The organism is Asticcacaulis sp. P2_B1 (assembly GCF_056404915.1).
On the sequence record NZ_JBFUDD010000017.1, the window covers coordinates 37,958 to 57,090 of the forward strand.

The 19,133-nt window shown below is 61.3% G+C and carries 20 protein-coding genes; 13 read left to right on the plus strand and 7 right to left on the minus strand.

Going from position 1 to position 19,133, the window contains the following annotated elements; genetic code table 11:
* Positions 1 to 225 precede the first annotated feature (225 nt).
* From topA to AC1DX3_RS22365, 5 genes are all read right to left on the minus strand, one after another.
* Positions 226 to 2,853: a type I DNA topoisomerase gene (gene topA / locus AC1DX3_RS22345; protein WP_476991563.1), complete on the minus strand. Its 2,628-nt coding sequence runs from the start codon at positions 2,851 to 2,853 to the stop codon at positions 226 to 228.
* A 164-nt stretch (positions 2,854 to 3,017) separates the two neighbouring features.
* The gene (gene dprA / locus AC1DX3_RS22350; RefSeq protein WP_476991564.1) at positions 3,018 to 4,136 is read right to left on the minus strand and encodes a DNA-processing protein DprA; all 1,119 of its coding nucleotides are present in this window, start codon (positions 4,134 to 4,136) and stop codon (positions 3,018 to 3,020) included.
* A 14-nt stretch (positions 4,137 to 4,150) separates the two neighbouring features.
* Positions 4,151 to 4,807: a glycerol-3-phosphate 1-O-acyltransferase PlsY gene (gene plsY, locus AC1DX3_RS22355; protein WP_476991565.1), complete on the minus strand. Its 657-nt coding sequence runs from the start codon at positions 4,805 to 4,807 to the stop codon at positions 4,151 to 4,153.
* A gap of 6 nt (positions 4,808 to 4,813) precedes the next feature.
* Positions 4,814 to 6,115, minus strand: a complete 1,302-nt coding sequence (gene pyrC / locus AC1DX3_RS22360; protein WP_476991566.1) for a dihydroorotase — start codon at positions 6,113 to 6,115, stop codon at positions 4,814 to 4,816.
* Positions 6,112 to 7,071, minus strand: coding sequence for an aspartate carbamoyltransferase catalytic subunit (locus AC1DX3_RS22365; RefSeq protein ID WP_476991567.1), 960 nt, complete (start codon positions 7,069 to 7,071; stop codon positions 6,112 to 6,114). The genes pyrC and AC1DX3_RS22365 overlap by 4 nt, the downstream gene beginning before the upstream one ends.
* A gap of 157 nt (positions 7,072 to 7,228) precedes the next feature.
* Here AC1DX3_RS22365 and AC1DX3_RS22370 point away from each other — a divergent pair, with 157 nt between their 5' ends.
* Positions 7,229 to 8,053: an isocitrate lyase/PEP mutase family protein gene (locus tag AC1DX3_RS22370; RefSeq protein WP_476991568.1), complete on the plus strand. Its 825-nt coding sequence runs from the start codon at positions 7,229 to 7,231 to the stop codon at positions 8,051 to 8,053.
* Here the strand turns inward: AC1DX3_RS22370 and AC1DX3_RS22375 are convergent.
* Both AC1DX3_RS22375 and ruvX read right to left on the minus strand, forming a co-directional pair.
* Positions 8,041 to 8,979 (minus strand): AEC family transporter, encoded by a 939-nt coding sequence (locus AC1DX3_RS22375; protein ID WP_476991569.1) that lies wholly within the window; start codon positions 8,977 to 8,979, stop codon positions 8,041 to 8,043. The two genes, AC1DX3_RS22370 and AC1DX3_RS22375, sit on opposite strands and share 13 nt — an antisense overlap.
* Positions 8,976 to 9,443 carry a Holliday junction resolvase RuvX gene (ruvX, locus tag AC1DX3_RS22380; protein WP_476991570.1) on the minus strand — a complete coding sequence of 156 codons (468 nt, stop codon included), beginning with the start codon at positions 9,441 to 9,443 and terminating at the stop codon, positions 8,976 to 8,978. Before ruvX ends, AC1DX3_RS22375 begins: the two co-directional genes overlap by 4 nt.
* Positions 9,444 to 9,664: 221 nt before the next feature.
* Between ruvX and AC1DX3_RS22385 the strand changes: the two genes are divergently transcribed.
* The 12 genes from AC1DX3_RS22385 (at position 9,665) to AC1DX3_RS22440 (ending at position 19,129) form a co-directional block, all read left to right on the plus strand.
* Entirely contained in the window at positions 9,665 to 10,030 is a 366-nt protein-coding gene (locus tag AC1DX3_RS22385; RefSeq protein ID WP_476991571.1) for a UrcA family protein, read from the plus strand.
* Between the two features lie 201 nt (positions 10,031 to 10,231).
* A complete protein-coding gene (locus AC1DX3_RS22390) occupies positions 10,232 to 10,594 on the plus strand; it encodes a UrcA family protein (protein ID WP_476991572.1) in 363 nt (120 codons plus the stop codon).
* A gap of 315 nt (positions 10,595 to 10,909) precedes the next feature.
* The gene (gatC, locus tag AC1DX3_RS22395; RefSeq protein WP_476991573.1) at positions 10,910 to 11,197 is read left to right on the plus strand and encodes an Asp-tRNA(Asn)/Glu-tRNA(Gln) amidotransferase subunit GatC; all 288 of its coding nucleotides are present in this window, start codon (positions 10,910 to 10,912) and stop codon (positions 11,195 to 11,197) included.
* The gene (gatA, locus tag AC1DX3_RS22400; protein WP_476991574.1) at positions 11,197 to 12,681 is read left to right on the plus strand and encodes an Asp-tRNA(Asn)/Glu-tRNA(Gln) amidotransferase subunit GatA; all 1,485 of its coding nucleotides are present in this window, start codon (positions 11,197 to 11,199) and stop codon (positions 12,679 to 12,681) included. Before gatC ends, gatA begins: the two co-directional genes overlap by 1 nt.
* Before the next feature lie 83 nt (positions 12,682 to 12,764).
* Complete coding sequence (locus AC1DX3_RS22405; RefSeq protein ID WP_476991575.1) at positions 12,765 to 13,151, plus strand: hypothetical protein; 387 nt, start codon at positions 12,765 to 12,767, stop codon at positions 13,149 to 13,151.
* Complete coding sequence (locus AC1DX3_RS22410; protein ID WP_476991576.1) at positions 13,151 to 13,531, plus strand: hypothetical protein; 381 nt, start codon at positions 13,151 to 13,153, stop codon at positions 13,529 to 13,531. Before AC1DX3_RS22405 ends, AC1DX3_RS22410 begins: the two co-directional genes overlap by 1 nt.
* A gap of 122 nt (positions 13,532 to 13,653) precedes the next feature.
* Positions 13,654 to 13,980 carry a hypothetical protein gene (locus AC1DX3_RS22415; RefSeq protein ID WP_476991577.1) on the plus strand — a complete coding sequence of 109 codons (327 nt, stop codon included), beginning with the start codon at positions 13,654 to 13,656 and terminating at the stop codon, positions 13,978 to 13,980.
* A 174-nt stretch (positions 13,981 to 14,154) separates the two neighbouring features.
* Positions 14,155 to 16,161 (plus strand): OPT family oligopeptide transporter, encoded by a 2,007-nt coding sequence (locus tag AC1DX3_RS22420; protein ID WP_476991578.1) that lies wholly within the window; start codon positions 14,155 to 14,157, stop codon positions 16,159 to 16,161.
* A gap of 66 nt (positions 16,162 to 16,227) precedes the next feature.
* The gene (locus AC1DX3_RS22425; protein ID WP_476991579.1) at positions 16,228 to 17,445 is read left to right on the plus strand and encodes an SEL1-like repeat protein; all 1,218 of its coding nucleotides are present in this window, start codon (positions 16,228 to 16,230) and stop codon (positions 17,443 to 17,445) included.
* An 11-nt stretch (positions 17,446 to 17,456) separates the two neighbouring features.
* Positions 17,457 to 17,930: a hypothetical protein gene (locus tag AC1DX3_RS22430; RefSeq protein WP_476991580.1), complete on the plus strand. Its 474-nt coding sequence runs from the start codon at positions 17,457 to 17,459 to the stop codon at positions 17,928 to 17,930.
* A gap of 172 nt (positions 17,931 to 18,102) precedes the next feature.
* Positions 18,103 to 18,612: a DUF4405 domain-containing protein gene (locus tag AC1DX3_RS22435; protein ID WP_476991581.1), complete on the plus strand. Its 510-nt coding sequence runs from the start codon at positions 18,103 to 18,105 to the stop codon at positions 18,610 to 18,612.
* Positions 18,613 to 18,673: 61 nt separating this feature from the next.
* Complete coding sequence (locus tag AC1DX3_RS22440; RefSeq protein WP_476991582.1) at positions 18,674 to 19,129, plus strand: RidA family protein; 456 nt, start codon at positions 18,674 to 18,676, stop codon at positions 19,127 to 19,129.
* The last annotated feature ends 4 nt before the right edge of the window (positions 19,130 to 19,133 follow it).

The window sequence follows — 19,133 nt, forward strand, 5'->3', positions numbered from 1 at the left end:
CACGATGCTTTCAGATTAATCTGCTGATAGAAGAAAGAAACCCTCAGCCGGCCTTCGGCCACGGCAGCGGCCGCCTGGCCTCTCCCCTTGAAATGGGCGAGGGGAACGGGAGCGACCAAACTAAAGTCATTATGCGTAAAAGCCGGTGGATGATATCCACCGGCTTTTACGCATATAATCTGCGCAGGCGCGTAGCGCCATCTGTGTAATCTGTGGAAAACCTTCTTAAGCTGTCTTGGCCTTCTTTACCGGCGCTGCCTTTTTGGCCGCCGGCTTTTTCGCGGCCGTGGCCTTGGCAGCGGGTTTCTTGGCAGGGGCTTTTTTCGCTGGGGCCTTCTTGGCCGCAGCGCCGCCCTTGGCCTTGATCAGCTCCATGGCCTGTTCCAAGGTCACGGTTTCGGGCGTCATGTCCTTGGGCAGGGTGGCATTGACCTTGCCGCACTTGATGTACGGCCCGTACTTGCCGGCCATGACCGAGATCTTGTCGCCGCCTTCGCCATAGGTGCCGAGTTCCTTCAAAGGCGCAGCCGCGGCGCCGCGGCCGCCCTTGCCGCCGCCGGCGCGCTTTTCGGCGAGCAGGGTAACGGCGCGGTTGAGGCCGACTTCGAATATTTCATCAAAACCGGAAAGGTTGGCGTAGGTGCCGTCGGAGGCGATGAACGGACCAAAGCGGCCGAGGCCGGCGGTGATCGGCTTGCCGTCTTCGGGGTTGAGGCCAATGGTGCGCGGCAAGCTCAGGAGCTTGAGCGCGCGGTCGAGATCGATCGTCGCCGGCGGCCATGCCTTGGGTAGGGACGAGCGCTTGGGCTTGTCGTCCTTGGACTCGGCTTCGCCCAGTTGCACATAGGGGCCGAAACGACCAATTTTCATCGAAACGACCTTGCCGGTTTCGGGATCCGTACCCAGGTCCTTGTCGCCGGAGACGGCGCCTTCGGCCTCGGCGTCGGGAGAGCCGACCGGGCGGGTGTATTTGCATTCCGGATAGTTGGCGCAGCCGATAAAGGCCCCAAAACGCGAGGTTTTCAGGCTCAATATGCCGTTCGAGCACGACGGGCAGGCGCGCGGATTGGTGCCGTCGCCCTTGTCCGGGAAGATGTGTGGCCCGAGCGACTCATTGAGGGCATCCAGCACCTGGGTGACGCGCAGTTCGGTCATGCTTTCGGCGGCGGCGTGGAAATCTTTCCAGAAATCGCGAAGTAATTGCTTGTAGTCGAGATCGCCCGACGAGACGAGATCGAGCTTTTCTTCGAGCGCCGCCGTGAAGTCGTATTGAACGTAACGGTGGAAGAATTGGTCGAGGAAGGCGGTGACCAGGCGGCCCTTGTCTTCCGGGATAAAGCGGTTCTTGTCCATGCGGACATAGGCGCGGTCGCGTAGAACGCCGAGTATGGAGGCATAGGTCGACGGCCGGCCGATGCCGAGCTCTTCCAGCTTCTTGACCAGGGTGGCTTCGGAATAGCGCGGGGGCGGTTCGGTGAAGTGCTGGTCGGCTTCGGCCTTGTGGACGCTGGCGATCGTGCCGGATTTCACGGCGGGCAGGCGGCCGCCTTCCTCGTCGGTTTCGTCGTCGCGGCCTTCTTCGTAGACCGCCATGAAGCCATCGAAGGTGACGACCTGGCCGGTGGCGCGCAGGCCGGTCTTCTGGTCGCCGCTCATCAGGTTGATCGAGGTGTTTTCGACGCGCGCCTGTTCCATCTGCGACGCCATGGTGCGCTTCCAGATCAGCTCGTAGAGCCGGGCCTGATCGCCTTCGAGGCGCAGGGTTTCCGGGCGGCGATAGAAGGAGGTCGGGCGGATGGCTTCGTGGGCTTCCTGGGCGTTTTTGGCCTTGGCTTTATAGAAGCGTGGTTGTTCGGGGACGTAGGCGGCGCCGAAGCGTTCTCCGATCAGTGAGCGCATTTCGCTGATGGCGCTGGGTTCGACATAGACGCCGTCGGTCCGCATATAGGTGATGAGACCGACGGTTTCGCCGCCGATATCGACGCCTTCATAAAGTTTTTGCGCCGTCTGCATGGTGCGGGTGGCGCTGAAGCCGAGCTTGCGCGCCGCTTCCTGCTGCAGGGTCGAGGTGGTGAAGGGCGGCGGCGGGCTCTTCTTGCCGGGTTTTTGTTCGACCTCGGTAATGGTGAAGGTCGAATTGCGCACGGTGTCGCGGGCGCCGTGAGCGGCGGCTTCGTTGGGCAGGTCGAACTTGGCCAGGCGTTTGCCGTTCAGCATGAACAGTTTGGCGTTGAACGGCGGCGAATTGGCCGAGACCTCGGCGTCGACGGTCCAGTATTCCTCGGTACGGAATTTCTCGATTTCGATTTCGCGGTCGCAGACGATCTTGAGCGCGACCGACTGGACGCGGCCGGCCGAGCGGGCGCCCGGCAGCTTGCGCCACAGGACCGGCGACAGGGTGAAGCCGACGAGATAGTCGAGGGCCCGGCGCGCTAGATAGGCGTCGACCAGCTCCATGTCGATATCGCGCGGCGCCGCCATGGCGGTTTGGACCGAGGACTGGGTGATGGCGTTGAAGGTCACGCGCTGGACCTTCTTGTCCTTCATCAGGCCCTTCTTTTTATTCAGGACCTCGAGCAGGTGCCACGAAATGGCTTCACCTTCGCGATCCGGGTCGGTCGCGAGAATAACGCGGTCGCTGGTCTTGATGGCATCGGCGATGTCGTTCATGCGCTTGGCCGATTTGGGGTCCATCTCCCAGGTCATGGCGAAGTCATCATCGGGCTTTACCGAACCATCCTTTGACGGCAGGTCACGGATGTGGCCGAAGCTGGCCAGCACGGTGAATCCCTTGCCGAGATACTTGTTGATGGTCTTGGCCTTGGCCGGGCTCTCTACGATAACAACGGTCATGAAATCTCTTAAACAGGCGAATCAAGCGCGAAAATAAGGTGGTGGTGTAACGCGGACTCTGAAGCCGGAAACGCATTGCGGCGCCGCATACATGCTAATCCCGTCCGGTTATGTCAACGCCATAAAGTGAAATGGCCGAAAACAGGTAGGTGCCGGGTCGAATTTTAAAGACGTGAATAGAAGCCGCCTTCGTGGCTTTCGATGATGCCGGCGATCTCAAGTTCGCTTAACGAGGCCAGGCCGATATAGGGTGGTGCACCGGTCAGGCGCAGCAGTTCGTCACGGTGCACCGGCGTCTGGCTAATCAGGCCCAACAATTGCCGAGTCACCTTGGCGATATGGGCTTCGGCGTGGGGATCGGGGCCGCCGCCGGTGGTGTAGCCGGGAGCGGGCGGTTCATCGAAACCCATCTGCGAATCGAGCACGCGCAGGACGTCGTCGGCCGTTTCGCACAGATTTGCGCCTTGACGTAGCAGGTCGTTGCAGCCGCGGCAGCGCGGATCGAGCGGCGAGCCGGGAACGGCGAAGACCTCGCGGTTTTGTTCGGCTGCCAGGCGGGCGGTGATAAGCGAGCCCGAGCGCAGTTCGGCTTCGACGACGACGGTGCCGAGGCTGAGGCCCGAGATCAGGCGATTGCGGCGCGGGAAGTCGCGGGCCTGGGCAGTGTAGCCGACGGGTGATTCGGAGACGAGCAGGCCCTCGGCGGCGATTTTGGCGTAGAGTTCGGCGTTTTCCGGCGGATAGATGTCGTCGACGCCGCCACCGAGAACGGCGACCGTGCCGGTCTTCAAGCCCAGCTCGTGCGCACGGGTGTCGATGCCCCGCGCCAGGCCTGAGACGATCAGGTAGCCGGCGGCGGCGAGATCATGGCTGAGTTGCTGGGCGATCTTCTGACCGGCGGCGGAGGCATTGCGGGCGCCGACAATGGCGACGGCTTTTTTGGGCAAGGTGGTGAGCGGGCCGAGAGTCCATAGGACCGGCGGGGCGGCGTCGATCTGGCGGAGCAGATGGGGGTAGTCGTCGTCGCCGAGCAGGACAAGGCGGGCCTTGATCTTGTCGGCGCGGCCGAGCTCCTCGTCGACCTTGTCCTGGCGGGCGGCGACAAAGTTGCCGCCGGTGCGCTTGACGATATTGGGCAGTTCTTCGAGGGCGCGCAGGGCGCTGCCGAAGCGGGACATCAGTTGGGCGAAATTGACCGGACCGACGCGATTGGTGCGGGCTAGGCGCAGGCGCGCCACGCGCTCGGCTTGGTTGTCTGCAGCCTGGATTTTATCAAAGCCCACAGTGCGCTCCCGGCTCACGCCTTGTCAGGCGTGGCTTCCTTCTTCTTGCCGATCTTCGGTTCCTCGCCCTTGAGCAGGCGGCGGATATTGTCGCGATGGCGGATATAGATGAGCACCGCCATGAACAAAGCCATGCCGAGAAAAGGATAGGCCGGATCGACATAGGGCATGAGGAGGGCGACCGGCACGACTAGGGCGGCGGCGACCAGGGCGCTGAGCGACGAGATGCGGAAGGTGAAGGCGGTCAACAGCCACAGGCCGGCGGCGATCAGGCCCATGGGCCAACAGGCGGCCGTGACGGTCCCTAAGAAGGTCGCGACGCCCTTGCCGCCCTTGAACTTCAGCCAGACGGGGAAGAGGTGGCCGAGGAAGGCGGCGGCGCCGGCCAAAGCCATGGCGGTCTGGCGGGTCTCGATGTCCTGGCTCAGCAGAAGCAGGCAGGCCAGGCCGACGGCGGCGGCGCCCTTGCCGGTATCGCCGATAAAGGTGATGGCAGCCAGGTCCTTGCGGCCGGTGCGCAGGACATTGGTGGCGCCGATATTGCCGGAGCCGACCGTGCGGATATCGATGCCGGCGGCCTTGGCGGCGATATAGCCGAACGGGATCGAGCCCAGCAGATAGCCGCCGACCAGGGCCAGTGCGTAGATGATCAGGTCGGTGGTGGGCGGCATGAAGTCCTAGATCTCGTAGACGACTCGTCCATCGACGAGTGTTTTCAGGACCTTGCCCTGTAATGTGCGGTTTTCAAAGGGTGAGTTCTTCGATTTCGACAGTATGTCTTTTTCGCGCAACGCAAACGGGGCTTCGACATCGACCAGGATCAGGTCGGCCGGGGCACCGCGGGCGATGCGGCCGGCTTCCAGACCCAGCAGTTGCGCCGGGTTGATGGTGACGGCGCGCAGCAGGTCGATCAGCGGGATGTCGTTTTCGAGATGCAGGCCGATCAGGGCCGGGAGTAGGGTTTGCAAACCGATGGCACCGGGCGTGCTTTCCGAGAAGGGCAGGCGCTTGTCTTCGGCCGGGGCGGGGCTGTGGTTGGAGACGACGACGTCGATGACGCCCTGGGCCAGAGCATCGATCAGGGCCAGGCGGTCGCGTTCGGCGCGTAAAGGCGGGTCGAGGCGGTAGAAGGTGCGGTAGTCGCCGATGTCGAGTTCATTGAACATCAGGTGGTTGATGCTGACCGAGGCATAGACGTCGAGTTCCTTGGCCTTGGCGCGTTCCAGCGAGATCAGGCCTTCGCGCGTCGACACCTGGTCGACGAGGAAGCGGGCGCCGGTCAGCTCGACGAGGCCGAGGTCGCGCTCCATCATGATGCGTTCGCTGAGCGCCGGGACGCCGGACAGGCCCATGCGTGCCGCCATCTCGCCTTCGGTGGCGACGGCGCCGTCCGACAGCCAAGGCTCTTTGGGGCGGTGAGCGATCAGAGCGTTGAAGCCGTTGGCATAGCTCAGGATACGGCGCAGGATCTTCGAATTGACGATCGGGTTTTCGACGTCGGTAAAATAGAGCGCGCCGGCTTGGCTCATCAGGCCGATCTCGGCCATCTTGTCGCCGCGGCGGCCCTTGGTGGCGGCGCCAGCGGGATAGACGTGGACCAGTTCGATGTCGCGGGCGCGCCTGAGGATAAAGTCGACCATGGCCGGTTCGTCGATCGTCGGGTCGGTGTCGGGCTGGACGACGAAGGAGGTGACACCGCCGGCGGCCGCTGCGAGCGACGCCGATTTCAGAGTCTCGGCCGGCTCGTGGCCGGGTTCGCCGGTCTTGACGCGCATGTCGATCAGGCCGGGCATCAGGGCGTTTTCATCGCAGTCGATGACACGGATGCCGGGATGGCCGGTCGGATGGGCGTCGCCCAGGATGACGTCGGCGATGACGCCTTCGGCTACGATGACCGAACCCGGGCCGTCATAGTCGGTCGCCGGATCGATGATGCGGGCATTGACGAAGGCTATGGCGCTGCTTGAGGACGGGGTCATCGGTCGTTCTCCAAACGGGCCGCGAGGGAGGCCAGCACGGCCATGCGGGCGGCGACGCCCATCTCGACCTGATCCTGGATCAGGCTGATCGACAGGTCGTCGGCGACTTCGGAGTCGATCTCGACGCCGCGGTTCATCGGGCCGGGGTGCATGACCTTGTGGCCCTTGGCGGCGACGGCCAGCTTTTCGCGATCGAGGCCAAAGAAGCGGAAATATTCGCGCGTCGACGGGATGAAGGCGCCGTCCATGCGTTCCAGCTGCAGGCGCAGCATCATGACGACATTGGCGCCGGCAATGCCTTCGCGCATATCGTGATAGACCTCGGCGCCCCATTGGTCTGCGTCACCAGGAATAAGCGTCGGCGGTCCGACCAGGCGGACGTGGGCGCCCATGGCGTTGAGCAATATGACATTGGAGCGGGCGACGCGGCTGTGCAGGACATCGCCGCAGATGGCGATGACCAAGCCGTCGACGTGGCCGAAGGCGCGACGGATCGACAACATGTCGAGCAGGGCCTGGGTCGGGTGCTGGTGTTGGCCATCGCCGGCGTTGACGACGCAGCAGCCGACCTTTTGCGCCAGTAGTGCCGCTGCGCCCGAGGCCGAGTGGCGCACGACCAGCAGGTCGGGCTTCATGGCGTTAAGCGTCACTGCCGTGTCGATCAGGGTTTCGCCCTTGGTGACCGACGAGGTCTTGGCCGACATGTTGATGGTGTCGGCGCCGAGGCGCTTGGCGGCCAGTTCGAAACTGGACTGGGTGCGCGTCGAATTCTCGAAAAACATGTTGACCATGGTCCGGCCCTTGAGCAGGTCGAGCTTCTTGGTCGATTGCCGGTTGAGGTCGACGAAAACGTCGGCTAGGTCGAGGAGATTGACGATATCGGGCGGATCGAGATCCTGGGCGGCCAGGAAGTGGCGCTTGGGGAAGGGAAAGAGGCGCGACGAGATCGTGTCCATGCGGCGGGAATCCGTTAGGGCGGGAGTTGTCGCGGTATAGGCGGTTGCGCCGCCGATGAAAAGCCGCTTTCAAAGGCTTGCGAACAGATGGGCATGCTGACAGGTTCTTGGTGCGCGCGAGCTTAAGCCGGGCGCGCGCTGAAACAGGAGTTACACCATGAAAACCCAAGCCGAGAAAGCCGCCGATTTTGCCGCCCTGCACGACAGCGGCTGTTTCGTCATTCCCAATCCGTGGGACCGCGGTTCGGCGCGGTTGCTGGCAGCGCTGGACTTCAAGGCTTTGACAACGACCAGCGCCGGCTATGCGCGATCATTGGGCGTGAGCGACTATAATGCCGGACGCGATCATGTGCTGGCGCATGTTCGTGATCTCAACGATGCCACGGATTTGCCGCTGGCGGCCGATTTGGAAAATGGTTTCGGCCACGATCCGGAAGCCTGCGCCGAAACGATTCGTCTCGGGGCGGCGGCCGGATTGGTCGGCGGCTCGATCGAAGACGCCACCGGTGATCCCGCCAATCCGTTTTACGACATCGCCCATGCCGCCGACCGTATCCGCGCGGCCGCGGAAGCCGCCAAGGCCGTGTCATTCCGGTTCATGCTGGTGGCGCGGAGTGAGAACCATCTCCATGGCCGCAACGATCTGAGCGATACGATTGCCCGGCTGCAAGCCTATCAGCAGGCGGGGGCGGACGTGCTCTATGCGCCGGGGCTGACGACGGCCGAGGAGATCGGTACAGTGTGTCGCGCCGTCGATAGGCCGGTTAATGTGCTGGGCGGGCTTGGTGCCAATCCGTTATCGGTCGCAGAGTTGGCGGCCTTGGGCGTGCGGCGGATATCGCTCGGCAGCCTGCTGCATTCGGCGGCCATGACGGCTTTCGTGAAGGCGGCGGAAGAGTCGAAATCGACCTTCGGCTTTGTCGCCAATCTGATGGGTGGCGGCCAATTCGATGGTTGGCTCGCGGCCGGTCAGGCCAAATGAAATAGATATAGCAGCAGCGGCATCGTAAACGCACTAAGCGTCGTTGTCATGGCGACGATGCCGGCCATCAGCGGAGCGTCGCCGCCCATATGACGCGCCTGGACATAGGCCGCAGCGGCGCAGGGCGCGGCGCCGCAGGCCAGGGCCACGCCCTGGGCCAATTTGTCGCCGCCGAGTGCATAGCAGATGCCCCAGGCCAGGACCGGCATGACCAGGATCTTGAACAGGGAGACCAAGCTGACCAGGATCGGGCGGCGCCAGACATAGCCAAAGGACAGGCCGGCGCCGGCCAGGATCAGTCCGGTCGGGATGGCGGCTTGGCCCAACATAGTAAGGACCTTTTCGGCGAAAACGATCGACGGCATATGCAGGAAGTTGAGCGCCAGCCCGATCAGGCATGAGGCGAAGATCGGATTGGTCAGCAAGGTCTTGGCCATCCAGGCCGGGGTGCGGGCCGGAACCTCGCCCTCGGGTTCGCCCCACTGGGCCAGGACAAGGATACAGATCATATTACTGGCCGGGATCAGGGCCGAGATGGCGACAGCGGCGATGCTGTTGGCCGTCGGGCCGAAGATCGCGGCGGCGACCGGGATAAAGACGAAGGAATTGAACCGCATCAGGCCCTGAAAGACGCTGGTGAAGGTTGGGCCCGACAGTCTCAAGAAGGGTTTGAGGGCAAAACCGACGCCGGCGGCGATAAAGACAGCCCCCAGGACACCGAGGCTAACCGGGCCGGATGAGAAGCCCGACAGGTCGGCATGCCAGATGGCCGGGATCAGCCAGCCGGGATAAAGGACATAGACGGCGAACTTCTCGATCGGCGGCCAGACGGGCAGGGGCAGGAAGCCGGACTTTTTAAGGCCATAGCCCAAGGCGATCAGCAGGAAGACCGGGACGATTCCATTCAGGATAATCGCCCACGTCATAGCGCCTTCATCCGGTCGAGCGCGCCTTGCAATATATAGGCAGCGGCGTTGCGGTCGATGACCTCGGCGCGTTTGGCGCGCGACAGGTCGGCTTCCTCGATGAGAAAGCGGTTCATCACCGACGACGACCAGCGTTCGTCCCAAAAGGCGATCGGCAGATCTTTAAGACGCAACAGGTTGCGGGCAAAGGCGCGCACGGATTGGCAGCGCGGGCCTTCGGTGCCGTCCATATTGACCGGCAAACCGATGATAAGGCCTGCGGCTTCGCGCGTCGCCATCAGATGGAACAGGCGTTCGGCCTCAAACGTAAACTTGCTTTTGCGGATTAGCTCCAGCGGCGAGGCGATGGTCAGAGAAATGTCGGAGACGGCGACGCCAATGGTTTTCTCACCCAGGTCCAGGCCCAGCAGGGCGCGGCGCGGCGGCAGGTTATCCGTTAGTTCGGTGATGTCGATGACAGCCATGGCGCGTGCTTTGACGCCTGCGGCCGCGAGAGTCAACGTGGATGGATGCAAAAGTGACGGTTACAATTGAAAATGAATAAGCAAAACATTACGACAAGTTAATATATGAACGCTTGGTAATATGTGACGTCGATTTAATAATATTAATGTTCCAAGTGGCAAAAAATGGATGTATTTATTGCTGGCGCCTTTCAATGAATACTTATCCTGGAGAAACCCCAATGATCCGCTCTCTTCTGTGTGCCGCCGTGCTTATCCCCGCCGCTTTCGGCGCCGTCGCCGCCAACGCCCAGGACGGCGAGGCACCGCAACTGCAACTGTCCTACGCCCATGTCGATTTCAACGATTCTGCCCAGGTCGACCGCTTCTACGACCAGATCAAGATCGCTGCCCGCGAAGTCTGCGATAGCGGTGCTCCGGTTAGCGCTGTTGGGGTTAAGCGCCTCGATCGTGCGTGCAAGGCCACGGCCGTCGCTAACGCCGTGCGCGAAATCAACCGCCCGCAGCTGACCCAGGTGGCCGGCCTGGACAACCGCGACGCGCCGGCCTTGGCCATGAATGTGACCCGGGATACCGCCGCCCGCTAAGGATAAGTGCTTACCTTTAAAAACAGGCATGTGGTCGCCAGCCGCATGCCTGTTTTGCATTTGTAATGACTTTACAAAAAGGTCATGAATTACTGTTTATATTGTAAACTATGTTTAATAAAAATGTTGTTTTATTCAAATTATTGTTCGTGTACTTATACTTTAGCGCCTCAACACACGACTAAAATTGGAATAACTATCATGATCCGCCAAATTGTTTGTTTGACTTTCGTTGCCTGTACCGCCCTCGGCGCCACCGGCGTCATGGCACAGGATCTTACCCCCGACCGTGTCGCGGTCACCTTCGCCAACAGCGATTTCAAGTCCCGGGAACAGACGCAAGCCGTCTACCGCAAGCTTTACCAAGTCGCACAATATGTCTGTGAAAGCGAAGGTGCCGGTCCGAAATGGCGTGAAGCCGACGACCGCGCTTGCGAGCGCCAGGCGATGAACGACGCCGTCAAGGATCTTCATCAACCGGAGCTGACCAAGCTCAATATGCAGATGGACGCCGATCCCGACCGCATGGCGCGTATCATGCCGGCGCAGGAAAACGCGCGCTGATCGTGCCAGTCATTGAAATGACCGGTACGATCAGCATTTTTTAGCTCAAACGCCGCGTGGCTCGCCGCAAAGGCGGCGACGGGCGGTCGCCCTTGCCAAGCCGTTACGAGCTGGGCTTGGAATTATCTCATCGGGTTGGCCTGAGAGGGCTTTTCCTCACCCCCCGGCGCTGTCAAGCCGACCCGTTGCAAGGGCCGCATCTGTCGAGAGCAGGTGCGGCCCGACTTGCGTTTGTGACCCGGAAAACGCGCTTTCCCCTTGTCAAAGCCGGCGCCAATCGCTAACCGATCCTCTGCTTATTTAAGGAGTCCTGACATGGCCATCGATGTGGCGACCGTCAAAAAGGTAGCGAGCCTGTCGCGCCTGAGAGAGAGCGACGAACGGCTGGAGACCCTGGCCGGCGAACTCAACGGCATCCTCGGCTGGATCGAGCAGTTGAATGAAGTCGACGTTACCGGCGTCGAGCCGATGACCACGGCCGTCGAAATGCCGACCCCGATGCGCGATGACGTCGTCTCCGACGGCGACAAGGTTGCCCAGGTTGTCGCCAATGCACCCAAGTCGATCGATGGCTTCTTTGTCGTCCCGAAGGTGGTTGAATAATGAGCGAACTGACCAAGCTGACCCTGAAGGGCGCCCTGGATGGCATGGCGGCGAAAGAGTTTTCGTCGCTGGAACTGACCAATGCCTTTATCGGCGCCATCGAATCCGCCAATCCGGCGCTGAACGCCTATGTCGTCACGACGTTCGACAAGGCGCGCGCCCAGGCCGCCGATTCCGACAAGCGTATCGCCGCGGGTGAAGCGCGCGCACTCGAAGGTGCACCGCTCGGCATCAAGGATCTCTATTGTACGGCCGGCGTGCGCACGACGGCGTGCTCGGGCATTCTCGACAATTTCGTTCCGACCTACGAATCGACCGTGACGCAGAACCTGTGGGACGGCGGCGCCGTCATGCTGGGCAAGCTCAATATGGACGAATTCGCCATGGGGTCGTCGAACGAGACTTCGCATTGGGGTTCGGTGACCAATCCGTGGAAGTCGCGCGCCTCGAACGCCCCTTTGACGCCCGGCGGTTCGTCGGGTGGTTCGGCCTCGGCGGTCGCGGCCGATCTGTGCCTGGCAGCGACGGCGTCGGATACCGGCGGTTCCATCCGCCAACCGGCCGCCTTTACCGGCACCGTCGGTATCAAGCCGACCTATGGCCGTTGTTCGCGCTATGGCATGGTGGCCTTTGCGTCGTCGCTCGACCAGGCCGGTCCGATCACCAAGACGGTCGAAGACTCCGCCATCATGTTGCAGGCCATGTGCTCGCACGATGTGAAGGACTCGACGTCGCTGAACCTGCCGGTGCCGGATTTCTCGTCCTTTTTGGGCAAGTCGATCAAGGGCCTGCGTATCGGCATTCCCGATGAGTATCGCCTTGACGGTATTCCGGCCGAGATCGACGCCCTTTGGGAGCAGGGCATTGCCTGGCTGAAAGACGCAGGCGCCGAGATCGTGCGCATCTCCTTGCCGCACACCAAATATGCCCTGCCGTGCTATTACATCATCGCGCCGGCCGAAGCCTCGTCCAACCTGGCGCGCTATGACGGCATGCGTTTCGGCCACCGCGCCGATGGCGTGACCAGCCTGACCGACACCTACGAGCTGTCGCGCTCGGAAGGCTTCGGCAAGGAGGTCAAGCGCCGCATCATGATCGGCACCTATGTGCTGTCGGCCGGCTTTTATGACGCCTATTATGTCAAGGCGCTTAAGGTTCGCCGCCGTATCGCCGAGGATTTTACCAATGCCTGGAACAGTTGCGACGTCATCCTGACACCGGCGACGCCGTCGGCTGCGTTCGAGTTGGGCGACCAGGCCAAGGCTGCCGATCCGGTACAGATGTATCTCAACGATGTTTTCACCGTCACCACCAACCTGGCTGGTCTGCCGGGCCTGTCGGTCCCCGCCGGTCTCGACAGTCAGGGCTTGCCGTTGGGGCTTCAAGTCATCGGCAAGGCGTTGGACGAAGGCACGGTCCTGACCATCGCTTCGGTTCTGGAAAAGGCCGCCGGATTTACCTCCAAGCCCAGCCGTTGGTGGTAGTTCGTTACAAATCCTGACAGGTTGCTGTCGGGACTTGTTGGTGGCTAAGACTGAGCCTATCCCTTGAAAAAAGGGAGTTGGCCATGGCCTGTTTCAACATCAGGATCGCAGCGGTCGTGGCGTGCGTCTCTGCATTTTCCGCAATGGCGGCGATGGCGCAGGACGCCCAGGCCGATGGTCTCGACGACTTTACCCGCAGTCAGGCCAACCAGGCGCTGCAATGCGTCGGCGTCTACGACTATCAGCTCGCTCATACGGGTGACGCCAAACGCTTGGCAGAGCTCAGCAAGGTGCGAACCTATGCGGACCTGGCTTTCCGCGACTATGCCGACATTGAGTCCGACGACGAGGTTGCCGATCTTTATCCTGCCGAAGACAAGATGGTCGCCGACAATATTGCTGCGGGCAATGGCGATATCAGCGAACTGACAAGTTTCTGCGATCAGTTGTTCAAAGGGAGCGATCAGTGATGACCATAATTAAACGTGCAAGTCTCTTTGTTTGCCTTGCCGGCCTTCTGGCCGCCACTCCGGGCCTTACTCAGGAACGCGGTGAGGGCGAAGACGACGCCACCTATGTTCACCATGCTCTGATTTGCATGGGTACCTATGAGTATATCAGTGATAACGGGCCCTGGAGCCATATCGCTGCGGTCCTCGACGCGCAAAAGGTTGCCCAAGGCGTCTATCGCGACATCGGTGGCAAGAGCGAGGACGAGATTAAGGCTGATACACAAAAGGCCGCAGACGCCATCAATACCATCGTCACGGAAGATGCCAGCCAGCTCGCCACCTATTACGAAGAGTGTGACAACGAGTTTCTCAGCGACGCCTTATGGTGGCGTGGTTAATATTCCCGCTACTGCGCGAGATCGCGAACAATTTACACACCACAGACACGAAAGCCTTGGGCGCTAAGGGCTTTTCTGGTTTAAGCTGAAGCCAATTCAAGCTTAGAAACAATGGTGATGTAATGTTGTCGACCCCCGAAGACATGGTGGCGTGGGGGCTGCTGGTTCTGCCCCTGGTCGTGATCGCGTGGTCGGCGGTGTGGTTCGTCATGATCCAGGCCGAACATAACCGTTATGAGCGCTATAAGCGCTTCCACACCATCATGGAGCAATTGGCCAAGTCCGACGGCGCCACGGCCGACAAGATGGCGGCGGCCTATGAGCTGCGCAATTATCGTGAATATGCCGGTATCATCTCGAAGATATTTATCGATGGCAAGGTGCGGCAATTGGGCGGGGAAGCCCTGCAGCAGCAGTTGAAAGAGACGCTGGACTACGTCAAGCACTAAGCTACGCAAAGATTTTACGTGTAAAATCCGTACGATAGGCGAATGCACTTTTTTGCTGACAGGCGGCGTTATCGCGCTCTATAGTCCCTTCGTCGCAGAAGAAACTTTTAGCAGGGGGCAGGGGCAGCGCTTGGAGCGCGGCTTTTGCGCCTGACGCCTTAACCGGAGCCACGCATGAACACCCCCCTCCCGAAGCATGTCGAGATTACCGCCCGCGGTATCATTCTCGGCATTCTGATCACGCTCGTCTTCACGGCGTCCCAGGTCTATATGGGCCTGAAGGTCGGCCTGACCTTTGCGACCTCGATTCCGGCGGCGGTCATCTCTATGGCTCTGCTGCGCTTCTTCAAGTCGGCGACCATCCAGGAAAACAACATCGTCCAGACAATCGCCTCGTCGGCCGGTACCCTGTCCTCGGTAGTATTCACCCTCCCGGGGCTGCTGATCCTGGGGTGGTGGGCGCACCTGCCGTTCCTGACCACCTTTTTCGCCTGCACCATCGGCGGTGTCCTGGGCGTCATGTACACCATGCCCTTGCGCCGCGCCCTGGTGACCAATTCCGATCTGCCCTATCCCGAAGGCGTGGCGGCCGCGGCCGTGCTGAAGGTCGGCACCTCGTCGCGTGAAGGGGCTGCCGAGGGGGCTTCCGGCCTTTGGGCGGTCATTATCGGCAGCCTGGCCTCGGCCGGTTATGCCGCCGCCGCCGTCTCGACCTGGATGGCCGGTGAAATCTCCTACTTCTTCAAGTTCGGCAAGACGACCGGCGCGACCGGCATGGCGGGCTCCAGCTCGCTGGCCCTGGTCGGCGCCGGCCATCTGATGGGGATTACGGTCGGTATCGCCATGTTTACCGGCCTGTTCATTGCCTGGGGTCTGTTGATGCCGATCCTGACCACGATCCACCCGCATCCGGAGCAGGTCTTTGCCGATGCAGCGGCACGCACGGGCTATATTCGCGGCAACGAAATCCGCTTCATCGGCGCCGGCGTTATCGGTGTCGCCGCGCTTTGGGCCATCGGCAAGCTGATCATTCCTGTCTGGGAAGGCCTGATGTCGGCCCTGGCCGCGCAACGCGCCCGCAGCGACGGCGCCATCGATATTCCGCGCTCCGAACAGGACATGCCGATCTGGATCGTCGGCCTGGTCGTGCTGTTGTCGGTAGTGCCGGCTGGCTGGCTGCTGCACGGTTTCATCGCCGGCGGTCCGCTGACGGAGATCGGCACGCCCCTGGTCATTGCCGGCACGCTGTACATTATTATCGCCGGCCTTTTGGCTGCCGCCGTCTGCGGTTACATGGCCGGCCTGATCGGCGCCTCGAATTCGCCGGTCTCCGGCGTTGCCATCCTGGCCGTCCTGGGTGTCGCCGTCATCGTCGGCATGATCGCCTACAAGCTTACCGGCCCCAATGTCGAACAGGCCCTGGTCGCCTTCTGCCTCATGGTCACGACCGTGGTTCTGGCCGTCGCGGTTATCGGTAACGACAATCTGCAAGACCTCAAGACCGGGCAACTGGTTGACGCCACGCCGTGGAAGCAACAGGTCGCGCTGATTATCGGCGTGATCGCCGGCGCCGCCGTTATCCCATGGACCCTGAACATGCTGCACGACGTCTATGGCTTTGCCGGCGAAGTCGGGCACGTTGCCCTCAAACCCGGCGCCGAATTGGAGGCGCCGCAGGCCGGTCTGATCTCGACCCTGGCCAAGGGCGCCATCGGCGGTCATCTGCCACTCGGCTTCCTGGCTATCGGCGCCGCGATCGGCGCTGTGCTGGTCGCGATCGACGAAGGTCTGCGCGCCATGACCAAGGGCCGTATGGCTCTGCCGCCTTTGGGTATCGGCCTGGCCGTTTACCTGCCGCCGGCCGTGACGGCGCCTGTCGTTGTCGGAGCTGTCGCCGGCTGGCTGTTCGAAAAGGCCATTTCGCGCATGAAGGGCAAGGAGATCGCCTCGCGCCTTAGCGTCCTCGTCGCGTCGGGCTTTATCGTCGGCGAAAGCATGCTGAACGTCATCTATGCCGGGGCGGTGTCGATCACCCAGGACCCGAACATCGTTTCGAAATATATCACGCCTCTGCCGGCGCCGTTTGGCATGATCGTGGCGTTGGGCGGGGGACTTGCCATCGTCCTCGGTCTCTACATCTGGGTCACCGGTCAGGGCAAAAAGATCGACCGCGAGACCTAACAGGATTCGTAATTAGGACGCGCCGGGCGGGCCCTGTAACCTGTGACCAGTTACAGGAGACCGGCAATGAACAGGGTATTACGGCGTAGCGCCTGCGTGCTCGCGTTGGTTTTGATGGCTGCGCCCATGGCCGCGCATGCCGATTGGAACCAGGCCAATGACGAAGCCAATCGTCAGCGCATGATGAACGATATGCGGGCCAGCGATGCTCGCAACGACCGGCTGAATTTCGAATCCCAGCAACGCGCCACCAGCGGTTATACCAGCTCGACCAATTCCGGTTCCAGTTATAGCGGATCCTCCGACAGCGGTTACGCCTACACGCCTTATCAATATGTCCCCGAAGGGCCGCACAGCGTCGTCGCGACCTACGAATTCACGATCTACAAGCAGGAAAGCGAGGCGGAGACCATTGCCCGCGTCCGCGGCGAAGCCGAAGACGGTAATGCGCAGTCGCAGTTCAATCTCGGCCGCATCTATTATACCGGGTACGGCGTGCCGCTCGATATCGCGGAAGCGCGCAAATGGTTCTGCGCAGCGGCCAAGCAGGACCACCCGATCGCCAAGTCGCAATGCGCCGGCATGATGTATAACGGGCAGGGCGGGCCGGCAGACACGACCCAGGCCATGGCCTATTTGAAAGAGTCGGCCGCCAAGGGCGACCCGTATGGCGAAGCCCTATACGGTTTCTTCGTTATCGCCGATGCCACGCGCGCCGGTAAGGGCGACCAACCGGAACCTGAGGCCGTCGCCTATCTCGAAAAAGCGGCCGCTCAGGGACAGGCTGTGGCCCAGGGGGCGCTGGGCTCCATCGTTTATTTCTACGGCACCCATGGCGCGGTGCAGGACGTTCCGCGCGCCGTGGGTTATCTCCGGCAATGCGCCGCCCAGAACATCCCGATGTGCATGGGCATGATGGGCATGATGTATGTCTCCGGGCAGAACGGCGTCACCAAAGACCAGATCGAAGGTGTACGCCTGCTCAAGGCGGCGGCAGCCGGCGGCCAGGCTGACGCCGCCGGTGTGTTGGCGCTTCTGATGGGCGGCGATGCCTTCGGTATCCGCGACGATGCCGCGGCCTTTGCCTATGCCCAACAGGCGGCTAAGGGCGGCGATGTCCAGGGCGAAGTCGTCCTCGCCAAATTCTACTATTTCGGCCAGGGCACGGCCAAGGACCTTGTCCAATCGGCGCGTTGGTTCAAGGCCGCGGCCGCACAGGGCAATCAAGAATCGATCGACGCCCTGAAGGAAGACGATCTCGCCGAAGCGGCGAAGCAACTTTAAAAGGAAACAACATGAACAAGATTATTTTGACCGCCCTCGCTATCGCGGCTGTGTCGGCGCCCATTGCTGCTCAGGCGCAAGACCAGAATCTATGCCCGATCCTGCGTTCCGTGATCGACGCCTCGACGGCCAAGTTCAAACCCGTCCGCGGTCACAAGAGCGAAAGCCATAATTGGGACGCGACGTCGATCCTGCCCTATGCCAGCCGCTGCGGGCTCGACGACGACTTCCTCGACAAGGAGGTGCGTTACACCTGCTATTTCGACGCTGTCGACCGTAATGCCGGCAAGGCCGCCATGAAGAACCTGGCCGACCAATATGCCGACAATATCGCCGCCTGCCGTCCGGAACTGACTCGCCGCGCCAACGATTACGATCCCGACGACACCGAATTCGTCGATGCCAATGCCAAGCGTGTGTCAGTCGGGGTCTTCGACGACTTCTTCACGGTCGAGGTTTACACGCCGGAAAACAATCCTCTTTGATGGCGACGGCGCTGCTGGCGAGCATTCGGAGTGGTCTGGGGCCAAATGGCCAAAAACCGACACTCCGAATGGGCGGGTGGTCGCTAATTATTTGCATTTGAGAAGCATTATCACTTTACGCGCCGTATGAAATTTGGCAAGGAACGGGTCCGTTCGTTGTTTGGAAGGTTTCATGCGGTTTTTGCGTAAATGGGCGACGCCCTGGACTATCGGGTCGTTTGTGTTGATGTCGGTGACCGGCGTCCTGATGTTCTATCACCTCAACTCGCCGCTCAACAAATTGGCGCATGAATGGCTGTCCTTTGCCTTTTTGGCCGGGGTCGCCGTGCATGTGGCCGTCAACTGGCTGGCCTTTTCGCGCTATTTCAAGTCGCCTCTGGCCATGGGCGTCATGGCGGTTTTCGCCGTGGTTCTGGGCGGGTCGTTCGTCAATCTGGGCGGCGCCAAGGCTGAGCCGCCGACGCGGACCGTCATGGCCAGTCTCGGCCGCACGCCGCTCAGCGAACTGGCGCCGATCGTCCATGCCACGCCTGACGAACTGGTTGCCAAGCTGAAGGCCAAGGGCTTTGCCGCCGCCAATCCCGGCCAGAGCCCGGACGACCTGGCCGGTAAGGACAAGAAAAAATCGAGCGCGATCCTGGGCGTGATATTCGCCCGCGACGGCGGCAAGACCGGTAAGTAGCCATCGGTAAAAATTACGTGCGACGCGTTGCGGTGGCCTGAAATCGGGCTAAGATAGTTTCATGAGCAACACTGAAAACCGACCCTTGGTCAATCCGATCCCCGCCGACGGCATCACCTATTTCCTGCATCCGCATCCGCGTTCGCCCTTTTCGGAGGCCGTCCAGGTCGGTCAGGTCCTATACCTGTCGGCCATGATCGGTCTCGATGAAAACGGCAAGCTGGCCGAAGGCTTCGAAGCCGAGGTGCGCTATATCATGAGCAATACGGCCGATATCCTCAAGCGCTATGGCCTCGGGATGGAGCATATCTTCAAGGCGACGGTCATGTTGTCGGACATCACCAAGTGGGGTGAGTTCAACAAGCTGTACAAGCCTTATTTCCATCCGGCGCAATTGCCGGTGCGCACGGCTTTCGGCGTCATCGGCCTGGCCTATGACGCGACCGTCGAGATCGAGTTCTGGGCTCATGTGCCGGTCAAGGACGGTCCGGTAAAGGATGTGGGCGCCGACATCTAAGTCG

Bases quoted from the DNA above. Each gene is read 5' to 3' on its own strand.
- topA (WP_476991563.1), bottom strand. From the start codon at position 2,853: ATGACCGTTGTTATCGTAGAGAGCCCGGCCAAGGCCAAGACCATCAAC.
- plsY (WP_476991565.1), bottom strand. From the start codon at position 4,807: ATGCCGCCCACCACCGACCTGATCATCTACGCACTGGCCCTGGTCGGC.
- pyrC (WP_476991566.1), bottom strand. From the start codon at position 6,115: ATGACCCCGTCCTCAAGCAGCGCCATAGCCTTCGTCAATGCCCGCATC.
- AC1DX3_RS22365 (WP_476991567.1), bottom strand. From the start codon at position 7,071: ATGGACACGATCTCGTCGCGCCTCTTTCCCTTCCCCAAGCGCCACTTC.
- AC1DX3_RS22370 (WP_476991568.1), top strand. From the start codon at position 7,229: ATGAAAACCCAAGCCGAGAAAGCCGCCGATTTTGCCGCCCTGCACGAC.
- AC1DX3_RS22375 (WP_476991569.1), bottom strand. From the start codon at position 8,979: ATGACGTGGGCGATTATCCTGAATGGAATCGTCCCGGTCTTCCTGCTG.
- ruvX (WP_476991570.1), bottom strand. From the start codon at position 9,443: ATGGCTGTCATCGACATCACCGAACTAACGGATAACCTGCCGCCGCGC.
- AC1DX3_RS22385 (WP_476991571.1), top strand. From the start codon at position 9,665: ATGATCCGCTCTCTTCTGTGTGCCGCCGTGCTTATCCCCGCCGCTTTC.
- AC1DX3_RS22390 (WP_476991572.1), top strand. From the start codon at position 10,232: ATGATCCGCCAAATTGTTTGTTTGACTTTCGTTGCCTGTACCGCCCTC.
- gatC (WP_476991573.1), top strand. From the start codon at position 10,910: ATGGCCATCGATGTGGCGACCGTCAAAAAGGTAGCGAGCCTGTCGCGC.
- gatA (WP_476991574.1), top strand. From the start codon at position 11,197: ATGAGCGAACTGACCAAGCTGACCCTGAAGGGCGCCCTGGATGGCATG.
- AC1DX3_RS22405 (WP_476991575.1), top strand. From the start codon at position 12,765: ATGGCCTGTTTCAACATCAGGATCGCAGCGGTCGTGGCGTGCGTCTCT.
- AC1DX3_RS22410 (WP_476991576.1), top strand. From the start codon at position 13,151: ATGACCATAATTAAACGTGCAAGTCTCTTTGTTTGCCTTGCCGGCCTT.
- AC1DX3_RS22415 (WP_476991577.1), top strand. From the start codon at position 13,654: ATGTTGTCGACCCCCGAAGACATGGTGGCGTGGGGGCTGCTGGTTCTG.
- AC1DX3_RS22420 (WP_476991578.1), top strand. From the start codon at position 14,155: ATGAACACCCCCCTCCCGAAGCATGTCGAGATTACCGCCCGCGGTATC.
- AC1DX3_RS22425 (WP_476991579.1), top strand. From the start codon at position 16,228: ATGAACAGGGTATTACGGCGTAGCGCCTGCGTGCTCGCGTTGGTTTTG.
- AC1DX3_RS22430 (WP_476991580.1), top strand. From the start codon at position 17,457: ATGAACAAGATTATTTTGACCGCCCTCGCTATCGCGGCTGTGTCGGCG.
- AC1DX3_RS22435 (WP_476991581.1), top strand. From the start codon at position 18,103: ATGCGGTTTTTGCGTAAATGGGCGACGCCCTGGACTATCGGGTCGTTT.
- AC1DX3_RS22440 (WP_476991582.1), top strand. From the start codon at position 18,674: ATGAGCAACACTGAAAACCGACCCTTGGTCAATCCGATCCCCGCCGAC.